Genomic DNA, 12,396 nt, shown 5'->3' on the forward strand with positions numbered 1-12,396 from the left:
ACTTTCTCGAGCTGTCAGCGGCTACGCAGTGAGGCTAGAACATCTTCCATATCCTGCGGAAGCGGAGCTGTAAATTCAAGGTATTCTCCGGTCGTTGGATGTACAAAACCGAGAATCGCGGCATGCAGGGCTTGTCCCTGCATTTTGATCCCTTTGTTACGACCATACGTCGGATCTCCAACAAGCGGATGACCAATGAACTTCATGTGAACACGAATCTGGTGGGTACGCCCTGTCTCCAATTTCAGTTCCAACAACGTGTAGTCATTGATGCGCTCCGTGACGGTGAAATGCGTAACCGCATGTTTACTGTTACGCTCTGTAACGGTGTAAATTTTGCGATCATTGGTATCTCGACCAATTGGTGCATCAATCGTACCCTGATCATGGCTAAGATGCCCATGAACGAGTGCAATATATCGTCTATTCACACTATGCTCTTTGAGCTGAGCAGCCAGCGAGGCGTGAGCACGATCATTTTTGGCAGCCATAATTAGACCTGATGTGTCCTTATCAATCCGATGCACAATACCGGGACGCAGCTCGCCGTTAATGCCTGAGAGATCTTTACAGTGATACATCAGTGCATTAACAAGTGTTCCTGACGTATGCCCTGGTGCTGGATGTACAACAAGGCCACGCTGTTTGTTAATAACGATCAAATCACTATCTTCATACACCACTTCAAGCGGAATATCTTCAGCAATAATCTCCACAGTCGTCGGCTCAGGGATCAGAAGCTCTATCAGATCACCTTCAGATAATTTGGTGTTAGCTTTGACTTTAACTCCGTTCACCGTTACGAATCCGTCTCCGATCCACAATTGAACTTGGGAGCGCGATACGTTATCCATGGATTCTGTAATATATTTGTCAATTCGTTCTTTTTTATGTTCAGCGGCAACCGTCCATTCCATACGATCATTGCCATTCAAGAGTTCATCGTCATGCGTTGACGTATCTCCGTTATTCTGTTCTTCATTTTGCGTTTTACTCATGATGTTCATTCCCTTCGACCTTTGCGGCTGCTTTCTCGCGCCGTCCTTCAAGCAACGTTTCTACAATAATCAGTACCACACCGATACAGATCGCCGAGTCGGCTATGTTGAAAATGGGAAACGTATAGTTACCAAAATTAAGCTGGATAAAATCGACCACTTCTCCGGTCAAAGCCCGATCCAGGAAGTTACCAATGGCTCCCCCAAGCACCAAACTAAGCGCCACGGGCAGCAATTTGTGCGGAGTATCTTTTACCTTTTGCAAATACCAAACCAAAGCCACCACGACAACCAGTGTAACTACAATAAAGAACCAGCGTTGATCCTGCAAAATACCAAAAGCTGCACCTGAGTTACGATGTGATGTGATGACAAAGAAATTGCCAATCACCGGAATTTCATCTCTAAGTTCCATCCGGGTTGCAATTAGGAACTTCGTTCCCTGATCGACTAAAAATACGATAAAAGCGAGGATATAATACACCACGTTTGTTTGTCACTCCGTTCTTGTCTTTTCCAAACGATACCAGGCTTTACGCCAGACTTGTTCATTGTAGCACAGCTGTTTGGAAATCGTCCACGACGCGGTTAGCCCCAGCCCGGATGGCAAAAACGATAACATTTCCCTTCTGTAATTCTGCACGAAATGGTACATCCTACAACAGAGTTAAAATCCGGAGTCCATACGGAACAGAAAGGGGAAAATGATGTCACATTTCACTGCTAAACAACTGCAATCGTTACGTTCCCAACTGATAACCGAAAAGCGTGACATTGAACATAGACTGGAGCAAAACGAACATTATGGTCTTGGTGATTCCATGAAGCTTCAAACAGGTGAATTATCACCGATTGACAACCATCCAGGTGATGTAGCTACCGAGATGTATGAGCGCGAAAAGGATATTTCTCTGCTGGAGCATGATGAATTTCAACTGGAGCGCATCGATTCTGCCCTGCATTCCATCGAAGAAGGCCATTATGGAACTTGCGCCGTGTGTCAGCAACCTATCCCCTATGAACGCATGCAAGCTGTTCCTTACACCAAATACTGCAAAAAACATCAACCGGAAACCGTTGTCTCCGAAAATCGTCCTGTCGAGGAAGAATTCCTCGCTCCTGCCTTTGGCCGCACAAGCCTGGATGAACGTGACGACCAGAACGGCTTCGACGGCGAAGATGCATGGCAGATTGTTGAAAGTTGGGGCACCTCCAATACTCCGGCTATGGCTGAGGGACGCGACATCGACAGTTATGATGTTATGGCGATTGAAGCCACTGACGAAGTGGAGGGCTGCGTTGAGGCATATGAAAGCTTTGTCGCAACCGATATCTACGGCCATGACGTGTCCATCGTACGTAATCGGCAATATCGACAGTACCTAGAGAACCGTGAAGGTGATGGTCTGTTAGAACCAGATGTCGAGTCAGACGACTCATATTAACCCACGGGTAAACTAATAAGTGTTCAATTCCAGCTGTCGCTGCACAATCCGTACAATATCTGCGATGTAATCACCCACGATGGGCAGATTAAGCGCACCAAGCACTTGTAACACGTAAATAATCGTTGCTGCAAAAAAAGTAAAACCGATGGCGATTCCCACGCCCCTTGCGGCGCCGGACAACAGATTAAGTCCGATCAGCTTCCACGGCCGGTTCAGTAATTCCGTATACTGTGCGATTCGTGAACGTTCGAGTTCATTCGCGAGCCGGTTAGTGAGCTTGTGAAGTTCTTCAATCTTGTCCTCCGCATTCTTGGAATGCGTCGTGGATTCTGAATTAGATGGCGATTGGGTATCCTGTTCGTTCATAATTTACTCAGTTCCTTTGATGTATATAGAATGTCTGCACAATAGAAATCATTGCCCATTTGCTGAAAAACCAAACGAGCCAGGATACAGGATTGATCTCCTGCATCTGAGGCTCGTTGGCATGTCTGTCTCTATATACTGTCCTATTTGAAATAGAGTTACTCTATCCCCGTTAAAGTCTGACAAAGCAATCCTTTCTCCAGGAACGCCTTACGTGAGAATTACTGTATTACCCCTCGATATAAACACCGATGGCTTTGCCTCCGGCTTCAATGCGTTGCATCGAATCATTCGTTCCGAAGGTAACTTCGGTAACGAGCACATTCTCACGCAGCACATGATCAAAAGCCTGAATCGCTTCTTGTAAAGCAGAGTCTACATCCAGCGTCAAACGTACTCTTTTCTCAATCGGTAGATCCAGCTTCTTCCGTGTGTCTTGAACTGCACGAATGACTTCACGGACCCAGCCTTCCTGTTCGAGTTCTGCTGTGATCTCCGTATTGAGAGCTACTGTCAGACCATAGCCGGATGCCGAGGCAAAACCGGATTTGGCTTGTTTCTCCACCAGCAGTTCTTCACCCGTCACTTGCAGCTCTTCGCCTTCAGGTGAAACGACATTCAGAAGATTTTCTGTCACCACTTTACGCGTCTCATCTGCTGACATTCCCTTGAAGAAGTTCTGCAGGAAGCCTACGTTTTTACCGTATTTTTTACCCGCCACTTTCAGGTTCAATTTCAAAGTGAAATCAACGAAATCCGCATCATCATGCTCGGTACGAATCGTTTTGACATTGATCTCATCCTTGATGATCTCTTCATAACTTGCCAGATCGAAGCCTTTATCCAGGGAAACGATCAGTTCAGACAACGGTTGACGTGTCTTGATACCTGTTTCGTTACGGACGTTACGGGCAAGTTCAACGATTCGGCGTGCTGTCTCCATATCCTGCTCCAGATCCAAGTCAATCAACGTTTCATTGGCAACCGGATAATCATCCATATGCACACTCTCACCAGTAGTCAGGTTCAGATAGATATCTTCTGCAAGCATTGGTGTGAATGGAGCCACCAGCTTGGCTGTAGTCACCAGCACTTCGGTAAGGGTACGGTAAGCGTCCAGTTTGTCTTCTGTCAATCCGCTGCCCCAGAAACGGTCACGGGAACGACGAATGTACCAGTTACTGAGTTCATCTACAAACGCTTCAATGGCTTTGGAAGAGTTCAGATAGTCATTAACAGCCAGCGCTTTTTCTACAACGAGAATCAGGCTGTTCAGTCTTGACAAAATCCAGCGGTCCAGGTTGTGTGATGACAATTTAAACGGATGCTCCTGTGGATCAAATCCATCAATTGTAGCATACAGCGTCAGGAATGCATGGGTGTTGACCAGCGTATCCACCATTTTGGATTTCGCTTCGCCCACGATGCCTTTGGAGAAACGTTTGCTGTTCCACGGTGCGCTGTCAGACAGCAAAGCCCAGCGGAATGCATCTGTACCGTATTCTTCGATAACTTCCCAAGGATCGATAACGTTGCCTTTTGATTTGGACATCTTTTGTCCGTTCTCATCGAGAACGTGGCCTGTTGCCATAACTGCTTTGTAAGGTGCTTTGCCTGTCAAAAGTGTAGATACGGCCAGCAAGCTGTAGAACCAACCGCGTGTCTGATCAATTCCTTCACAGATCATGTCTGCCGGATATTGCTGTTCGAATATTTCTTTATTTTCAAATGGATAGTGCTGCTGGGCAAACGGCATGGAGCCGCTGTCGAACCAGACATCGATCACTTCCGGTGTACGTTTCATTTCATATTTGCCACAAGAGCTCATGACTTTGACGTCATCTACATACGGCTTATGCAGCTCCAGATTCTCAGGCACGTCGCCAATGGCACGAGCACGCAGTTCAGCGATGCTATGCGGAGCGAATTGTTCACCTGTCTCTTCGCACACCCAGATGTTCAGTGGCGTTCCCCAGTAACGGTCACGGCTGATATTCCAGTCTACGAGATCTTCAAGGAACTTCCCGAAACGCCCGTCACGAACGTGGCCTGGGTACCAGTCTACTTCACTGTTATTGGCGATCAACTGATCCTTGATTGCTGTAGTTTGGATAAACCAGCTGTCCATTGCATAGTACAGAAGTGGTGTATCACAACGCCAACAGAACGGATAGCTATGCTCATATTTTTCTTTGCTGAACAAACGTCCTTTTTCAGACAAGTATCTTACGATATCAATATCGCAATCCTTAACAAAACGTCCGGCAAAATCAGTTACCTGTGGCACAAACTTACCTTCCAGGTCCACCATGTTCACAAAGCTGATGCCATGCTCACGACATACACGATAGTCATCTTCACCATGTGCTGGTGCCATGTGTACAATCCCTGTACCACTTGCATCGGTTACAAAACCTGCACCCAGGATGATATTTGCTTTCTCAGCCTGTACGTAGTTAAACGGAGGATCATACGTTTTGCCAACCAGGTCAGAACCTTTCAGGGCACCGATGATTTCATACTCCCCTTTGGCATCCTTCATGACTTTCTCAACAAGATTAGTCGCCATGATGTACACTTCGTTGTCCTGACGAACACGGGAGTAGTCCATATCCGGGTTCACGGCAAGCGCAACGTGTGAAGGCAATGTCCAAGGGGTCGTTGTCCAGGCAAGCACGAATTCGCCGCTGTCATTCAGCTTGAATTTGGCTGTAGCACTGAGGTCTTTCACGTCTTTATACCCTTGCGCTACCTCATGGGAGCTAAGTGTAGTCTGACAAGACGGACAGTAAGGACTCACGCGGTGACCGCGATACAGCAGACCTTTTTCATGAATCGTCGCCAGAATGTTCCACACACTTTCGATGTAATTGTTGTCGAGTGTGATATACGGATTATTCATGTCGGTCCAGTAGCCGATACCTTCGGTCAGATCGCGCCATTGTTGTTCGTATTCGAACACGCTCGCTTTACATTCGTTAATGAATTTCTCCACACCATAATCTTCGATTTCCCACTTATGGGAGATGCCCAGCTTTTTCTGAACACCCAGTTCTACAGGCAGACCATGTGTATCCCAGCCTGCTTTACGAACGACGCGGTAACCCTTCATCGTGTTATAACGTCCCACAAAATCCTTGATTACCCGTCCCAATACGTGACCGATATGCGGTTTACCGTTGGCTGTAGGCGGCCCCTCGTAAAATACGAAGTTCGGCTTACCTTCGCGGTTTTCGATGGATCTTTTGAATGTATTCTCGGTTTTCCATTTGTTTAACACACGTAGTTCTCTGGCACGTGCTTTCTCTTTGACGTCAACTCGTTGCATGATAATCTTCCTTTCAAGTATGGATTGTGGACCGTCCACAAAAAGCGTTTCAATCCCCCTAAATCCCCCTTACCAAGGGGGACCCCATAGGCGCTCCGCCCTCTGGACACCCGGAAAGGGTCGTCATTGGCGGGAGCTACGGCGGCGTTGGCGAGGGTGTGTATGTTGGAGTCGGCCCTCATGCGGCTGTCCCCTTCGGGAACGCCGCAGGGCCTTACCGCGAGAAGGGAGTTGCCGGACGCTTCGCTCCTCCGGCAGGCTGGCTCTCTCCTTGAGGCACCTTCGGGCCTCATGGGCGTTCGCCTTAGCGAACCCCAGTGCCGGACGCTTCGCTCCTCCGGCGGGCTGGCTCTCTCCTTGAGGCACCTTCGGGCCTCATGGGCGTTCGCCTTGGCGAACCCTAGTGCCGGACGCTTCGCTCCTCCGGCGGGCTGGCTCTCTCCTTGAGGCACCTTCGGGCCTCATGGGCGTTCGCCTTAGCGAACCCCAGTGCCGGACACTTCGCTCCTCCGGCGGTTGGCTCTCTCCCTGAGGCACCTTCGGGCCTCATGTACGTTCGCTACTTTTTTTGGACACAAAAAAACCTCATCCCTGGAAAGGGACGAGGTTGTGCTCGCGTTACCACCCTAATTCTGTTCATCACAAACCACATCCAATATAAATTGGGTATGCTCTGTCATCAACAGCGCTTATGCCCCGCTTAACTACAGCAGGGTGCCGATATAACGTTCGGCTCACGGTTTCGCTTACACACGGCCAATCCTTCACCGCTTCAGCGTCACTTCTCCGGGGAGATATTCGGCTATAACTCATCCATTGGCTTGCACCAGACGCCAACTCTCTGAGGGATGAGATCATAACGTACTGAACCCGTCATGGAATCACTATTCATTATGAATATAGTTATAGCCTCTTTACAGGCAAAAGTCAACCAGGCGGATAGACTAATAAATTTCCTTCATTTCCCGCTCACGGTCACGGACTTCCTGCTCCCGGCTCTCCAGCGCTTCCCAACCATCCTGAGTCAACAATTCAAGCTGTGCTTCCACAAGTGTACGGAAACGAGCACGATAGATGGACGCCTGCTTTTTGAGCTCTTCGACTTCCAAAGCAATTTTGCGTGATTTAGACAAAGATTCGTTTACGATCCGGTCCGCATTTTTCTCGGCTTCCTTCACGATCAACTGTGCTTCTTTTTTCGCATTGTTCTTCACATCATCCGCAGCTTCCTGCGCAATGATGATCGTTTTGCTCAGCGTCTCTTCAATCGTTGCAAAATGATCAAGCTTCTCCTGAACGGACAGCAACTGATTGCTCAGCTCTTTGTTTTCGCGAATGACGCCTTCGTAATCTTTGATGACTTGATCCAGGAATTCATTGACCTCATCCTCGTCATACCCGCGCAAACGTCGGGAAAATTCCTTGTTGTGTATGTCCAGCGGCGTTAATGGCATGCTGTCCACCTCCTGTAAAAGTTCCTTCCCGGACTGAGAAGGTTTGCAGCATATGGGTTCCACCCAAGGGGCCGTATATGTGATGCCTAATCCTGGCACTAACACGGAATGCAGGATCAGACTCTGATCCTTTGGCGGTCATATCAACCTTTGCACTTTAATGTATATCGGAAACACCGAATGTTTTTTGCACCTTTACCTTAAACATTTCGACAAGAAAGCGGGTTTTCCTGCAACACTCTTAGGCAAATTTGCCGATTTTTACGCGGCAGCGTCCCTTTTTGGTCAACCCATCCTGTTCCATCACCTTGAATCGACCAAATCCTTGAATGGATACCACATCTCCCGCCTTCAGCGCTTTGGACGGATCTTCCTCCACTTTCCAATTCACACGACAGCGGCCGGCCTTGATCGGAACCAGAACTTTACTGCGACTAAGCCGATACACATCTGCACAGATGCCATCCAAACGCAGGGAAGCTACGGTAATGTCCATCGTCTCCAGTTTGCTCTCGGACCATTTCAGCTGATCCAGTGCCAACAACTCCGTAAACACATGTACTCGATGCACCTGATTCAGTTGAAGCGATAAAAAAGCGCCGGTTTCCGACGCCACCACAGTATGGCACCCGTCCTCCAGCACTTGAATATCACCGATCTTGCCACGTTTCATGCCAAGCCCGAGCAGGGCACCCATATAGTCCCCATGCTCCAGCTCTTTGATTTTCTGATCGTCAGACGTAATGCTCATCACCTGCATACCCATATCTTCATCGTCCAGATATCGATAATCCGGTGCAATCAGCGCACGCTTACGTTCAGCTGTTTCATAACCACCATCCAGACGAATCTGTACATCATCTCGACGGTTCACAAGCGTTTGTAAAATAAAGGCCTGTCTGGGATCAAGAAAGTCAGTTAGCTTCATGTCATGATACTTACCTGCACGTTCAACCCAGTCTGAAGCTTTATCCACAAAATCCCGCTCTTCATGACTAAAATGCTCGTAAATTTCACCGCTCATCTATGTTCACCCTACCTTAATATACAAAGTATCGGAGGATGGAGATCAGCCCATTAAGCGCGAGTTGAAGAACGATCAACGCCACAATCGGTGAAATATCCAACACACCGAACAAAGGCGGAATAAATCGGCGGAAAGGTCTTAAATATGGTTCTACAAACTTACCTAGCCATTCACCGATGAAGCTCTCCCGTGCGTTGGGAAGCCATGACATCAATATGTAAACAATGACCATGTAAAAGTAAATCTGGTATAACGTGTACAACACGCTTTCAATCTGATACAAAAGTGGCTCACCTCATTCTGTTATAATCTTGCTCGCTGTCAGCCAGTATTTCCGTAATTGATCCTTGAATTTCAACCGTATCTGGCGTACAGAGAAAAATGTTGCCGCCAATTTTTGAAATACCGCCTCCCAGTGCATACACTGTGCCACTCAAGAAATCAATGACGCGAAGTGCTTGATCCTGACGCACCCGCTGCAGGTTAACTACAACTGTACGATGGGAGCGCAGATGGTCAGCAATCTCTTGTGCTTCGTCATAAGAACGCGGTTCATAAAGGACGACTTTAACATTTTTCTGGGAATGAATGCTCACCACATTATTACCCCTTTGGTTTCTACGTTTGTCTAGACTTGAGGTTTCAGCTTCCTGCTGATCAGGATCATGTTCCTCTTGTGCCGCCATACGCTCACGTTCCACAATCTCTTCCTCTTCCTGAAGCCCGAGGAAATTCATAAACTTATTCATTACGCCCATTGCGAACCCTCCTCTTTTCCTACGAGAATCGATCCAAGCCGAACCCAGGTTGCCCCTTCTTCAATCGCCACTTCAAAATCATTGGACATGCCCATCGACAACTCGGTCAATGGCTCCGCTGTCAAAGCTTGTCCATTCAAATGGTTTCTAAGCTCACGCAGTCCGCGAAATACGGGACGTGTTAGCTCCGGATCTTCCTCATGGGGTGCCATGGTCATCAGGCCGATGACCTTCAGGTTGTTGAACGAACTGATTTCACGCAAAAAGGAACTCGCCTGTTCAGGCTGCAAGCCATACTTGCTTTCTTCACCCGAAATATTAACCTGCAATAGTGTTTCCACCTGGATGCCAAGAGACGCCGCCTTTTTATCCAACTCCTTGGCCAGGGACAAACGATCCAGTGAATGTATGTAACGGAATTTACCGATGACGTCCTTCACCTTATTCGTCTGTAAATGACCGATAAAATGCCAGGTTCCCTGCTGACCGAATGCTTCCCATTTTGCTTGTGCATCCTGCCAGCGGTTTTCGCCAATATGCTCAAGACCGTGGTCCAGCACAGCTCCCGTTGTTTCAAGTGAGACGTATTTCGTGACAGCAATCACATTCACATCTTCACGTTGACGGCCACTGCGCTGACACGCGGCTTCGATCTTCTGATTTACCAGTTGTATACGCTCCTCCAATGACACAGAGGGTCACCTCTCTTCCAGCCCAATCCAGCTCGCCATTCTCCCGGTAATGCCATTTTCTTTACGATACGAGAAAAATAGCTCGGGATTGCAGCTTGTACACCAAGTTGTACATTCGATATGATCCGGCAATATTCCTGCTTTCATCATAATGTGTCGATTGCATTCTTTCAAGTTTAACATCGTTTTGCCATTTGTGGCAGGCCGATATACTTGATTAGATGCAGAGTTCTTGTATTCATCATTACCCGAGGAGTGGTCCAACCAAACCCGTACATGCTGCATAACCGCTTCATCCACTTCATAACAGCAATCCCCAATGGAGGGACCTATTGCAGCATGGATATCCTGTCTGCGACTTCCGTATTCCTGCTCCATCTTTTCGACCATCGATTCGGCTATACCGGCAACAGTACCTTTCCATCCGGCATGAGCAAGCCCCACCGCTTGTTGTACGGGGTCATAGAAATAAAGGGGTACACAATCTGCATAAAAGGAAGTCAGCAGCACACCAGGCACATTGGTGACCAAACCATCCGTATCCTGTAATGCAGACTGTCGATCCAGCAAACCTTTACCCCGCTCTTCAGCCGTGATTACAGCGACATGTTTACCATGTACCTGTTCTCCACAAGTCCAGGATTCCAAAGGGAAACCCAGCTTTTCAGCCACAAGTTTGCGATTACTCAGCACGTTAGCCGGATCATCACCCACATGATAGGCACAGTTTAGACTGGCATAAGGTGTGCTTCCAACACCACCCTGCCTTGTCGTAAAACCGGCTTTCATATGCTTAAACTGCAATTTCCACGGCTCCACATATAATAACAACGGGTCAGGACCCCAATTTGAGTTCTGGCTTCCCGACCGTATTTCCTTATCCAAAATAAACGGTTCCATCTTCTCACCTCACAACTTCCAGTGTACCAAATGAACCCCGTTCTGTCTCGGTTATATCGTTCGACGCTGGTTCCGATTCAAGCGTTCAATACGTTCCACCCGGTCCACCCGGCCGTTCTGCTCGTCATACAAGCGGGCTTCACGGTCACGCTCATCGTAGTTATTTTCCTTCATTTCATCCATTTTAACCAAAATCACATCCGAACCGATCTTCACAATGTTCCTCCAAGGGATGATTAGATCCGTTCCCCCGCCGAATAGCCCCATAAAACGGCTGTAACCTGGCACAACAATTGCTTCAATTCGTCCCTGCTTCAGATCCAGCTCCAAATCGCTAATCTGACCCAGACGTTTGCCATCCGTAATGTTAATAACATCTTTGGTTTGAAAATCCGAAATTTTCATCCCGCTACCGACCGGTTCACCTGTGTTCACTTTCATTTGGTCCCGCCCCCCGATTAATCCGCTTCTGCCCGTTCTCCACTTCTATACAATATATGTTTCATACGCGAAAAATGTCCTCTTTTTCGAAGGAAAGGCAATGGAACAATTCCAAATCCCTCTGATGTCGAAATCCAAAAAGCAAAAAGACGATCAAAAGGATATTTCTTCCATTTGATCGTCTCCTGGCTTACCCCTTGTTACGACTTCACATGTTTCTGCATTTGTTGTATCGCTGATTTCTCCAGACGGGATACCTGCGCCTGGGAAATGCCAATTTCATCAGCCACTTCCATCTGGGTTTTCCCTTCGAAAAACCGCATCGACAGAATCATTTTCTCCCTTTGACCGAGACGGTGCATCGCTTCACGCAGTGCAATTTCCTCAATCCAGGACACATCCTTGTTTTTGTCATCGCTGATCTGATCCATCACATAGATCGGATCTCCACCATCATGATAGATCGGTTCGAAGAGCGAAACCGGGTCCTGAATGGCATCCAATGCAAAAACCACATCTTCCTTCGGCACATTCAGTACCTCAGAAATTTCAAATATCGTCGGTTCACGGGAATTTTTATTCGTCAGGCTGTCACGCACCTGAAGTGCTTTATAAGCAATGTCCCGCAAGGAGCGAGATACCCGAATTGGGTTATTATCGCGCAGGTATCGACGGATTTCACCGATAATCATCGGCACCGCGTAGGTTGAAAATTTGACATTCTGGGATAAATCAAAATTATCAATGGCTTTCATCAGGCCGATACATCCAACCTGGAACAGATCATCGACAAACTCTCCCCGATTGTTAAAGCGCTGAATGACACTGAGCACCAGGCGCAGGTTGCCATTCACTAATTTCTCTCTTGCTGAGCGATCATGGTGTTGCTGTAGGGAATGAAACAATTCCCGCATTTCTATGTTGGTGAGGACAGGCAATTTTGCGGTGTCCACGCCACAAATCTCGACTTTGTTTCGGGTCATC

At 47.7% G+C, this 12,396-nt stretch carries 14 protein-coding genes and 1 other annotated feature; of the genes, 1 reads left to right on the plus strand and 13 read right to left on the minus strand.

Features of this window, described 5'->3' with window-relative positions; genetic code table 11:
• Positions 1 to 14 precede the first annotated feature (14 nt).
• From PTQ21_RS27250 to PTQ21_RS27260, 3 genes are read right to left on the minus strand one after another with little or no spacing between them, the layout of a single operon-like run.
• On the minus strand, positions 15 to 998 hold the full coding sequence (locus PTQ21_RS27250; RefSeq protein WP_274567813.1) for an RluA family pseudouridine synthase: 984 nt from the start codon (positions 996 to 998) through the stop codon (positions 15 to 17).
• Positions 991 to 1,485 (minus strand): signal peptidase II, encoded by a 495-nt coding sequence (lspA, locus tag PTQ21_RS27255; RefSeq protein WP_274567815.1) that lies wholly within the window; start codon positions 1,483 to 1,485, stop codon positions 991 to 993. The genes PTQ21_RS27250 and lspA overlap by 8 nt, the downstream gene beginning before the upstream one ends.
• Positions 1,486 to 1,494: 9 nt before the next feature.
• Positions 1,495 to 1,641 carry a hypothetical protein gene (locus PTQ21_RS27260; protein ID WP_157258414.1) on the minus strand — a complete coding sequence of 49 codons (147 nt, stop codon included), beginning with the start codon at positions 1,639 to 1,641 and terminating at the stop codon, positions 1,495 to 1,497.
• Between the two features lie 64 nt (positions 1,642 to 1,705).
• Between PTQ21_RS27260 and PTQ21_RS27265 the strand changes: the two genes are divergently transcribed.
• Entirely contained in the window at positions 1,706 to 2,443 is a 738-nt protein-coding gene (locus tag PTQ21_RS27265; RefSeq protein ID WP_063567858.1) for a TraR/DksA C4-type zinc finger protein, read from the plus strand.
• A 12-nt stretch (positions 2,444 to 2,455) separates the two neighbouring features.
• Here the strand turns inward: PTQ21_RS27265 and PTQ21_RS27270 are convergent, their stop codons facing one another.
• The 10 genes from PTQ21_RS27270 to sigG all read right to left on the minus strand — a co-directional run bounded on the left by PTQ21_RS27270 (position 2,456) and on the right by sigG (position 12,395).
• Entirely contained in the window at positions 2,456 to 2,812 is a 357-nt protein-coding gene (locus PTQ21_RS27270) for a DUF5665 domain-containing protein (protein WP_063567857.1), read from the minus strand.
• Positions 2,813 to 3,041: 229 nt separating this feature from the next.
• Positions 3,042 to 6,140 (minus strand): isoleucine--tRNA ligase, encoded by a 3,099-nt coding sequence (gene ileS / locus PTQ21_RS27275; protein WP_090953434.1) that lies wholly within the window; start codon positions 6,138 to 6,140, stop codon positions 3,042 to 3,044.
• Between the two features lie 594 nt (positions 6,141 to 6,734).
• Positions 6,735 to 7,026 (minus strand) — a binding site (T-box leader).
• Between the two features lie 58 nt (positions 7,027 to 7,084).
• Positions 7,085 to 7,594 carry a DivIVA domain-containing protein gene (locus PTQ21_RS27280; RefSeq protein WP_063566974.1) on the minus strand — a complete coding sequence of 170 codons (510 nt, stop codon included), beginning with the start codon at positions 7,592 to 7,594 and terminating at the stop codon, positions 7,085 to 7,087.
• A gap of 241 nt (positions 7,595 to 7,835) precedes the next feature.
• Positions 7,836 to 8,618: a YlmH family RNA-binding protein gene (locus PTQ21_RS27285; RefSeq protein ID WP_274567818.1), complete on the minus strand. Its 783-nt coding sequence runs from the start codon at positions 8,616 to 8,618 to the stop codon at positions 7,836 to 7,838.
• Positions 8,619 to 8,634: 16 nt separating this feature from the next.
• On the minus strand, positions 8,635 to 8,853 hold the full coding sequence (locus PTQ21_RS27290; RefSeq protein WP_063567036.1) for a YggT family protein: 219 nt from the start codon (positions 8,851 to 8,853) through the stop codon (positions 8,635 to 8,637).
• A 58-nt stretch (positions 8,854 to 8,911) separates the two neighbouring features.
• Entirely contained in the window at positions 8,912 to 9,379 is a 468-nt protein-coding gene (locus tag PTQ21_RS27295) for a cell division protein SepF (RefSeq protein ID WP_063566976.1), read from the minus strand.
• Positions 9,370 to 10,071 carry a YggS family pyridoxal phosphate-dependent enzyme gene (locus PTQ21_RS27300; RefSeq protein WP_274567820.1) on the minus strand — a complete coding sequence of 234 codons (702 nt, stop codon included), beginning with the start codon at positions 10,069 to 10,071 and terminating at the stop codon, positions 9,370 to 9,372. The genes PTQ21_RS27295 and PTQ21_RS27300 overlap by 10 nt, the downstream gene beginning before the upstream one ends.
• Before the next feature lie 6 nt (positions 10,072 to 10,077).
• Entirely contained in the window at positions 10,078 to 10,971 is an 894-nt protein-coding gene (pgeF, locus tag PTQ21_RS27305; protein WP_072734482.1) for a peptidoglycan editing factor PgeF, read from the minus strand.
• A 51-nt stretch (positions 10,972 to 11,022) separates the two neighbouring features.
• Positions 11,023 to 11,376: a YlmC/YmxH family sporulation protein gene (locus PTQ21_RS27310; RefSeq protein ID WP_063567037.1), complete on the minus strand. Its 354-nt coding sequence runs from the start codon at positions 11,374 to 11,376 to the stop codon at positions 11,023 to 11,025.
• 236 nt (positions 11,377 to 11,612) lie between these two features.
• The gene (sigG, locus tag PTQ21_RS27315) at positions 11,613 to 12,395 is read right to left on the minus strand and encodes an RNA polymerase sporulation sigma factor SigG (RefSeq protein ID WP_063566979.1); all 783 of its coding nucleotides are present in this window, start codon (positions 12,393 to 12,395) and stop codon (positions 11,613 to 11,615) included.
• Position 12,396: the final 1 nt, after the last annotated feature.

The sequence above is a fragment of the Paenibacillus marchantiae genome, assembly GCF_028771845.1.
Lineage (GTDB): Bacteria > Bacillota > Bacilli > Paenibacillales > Paenibacillaceae > Paenibacillus > Paenibacillus marchantiae.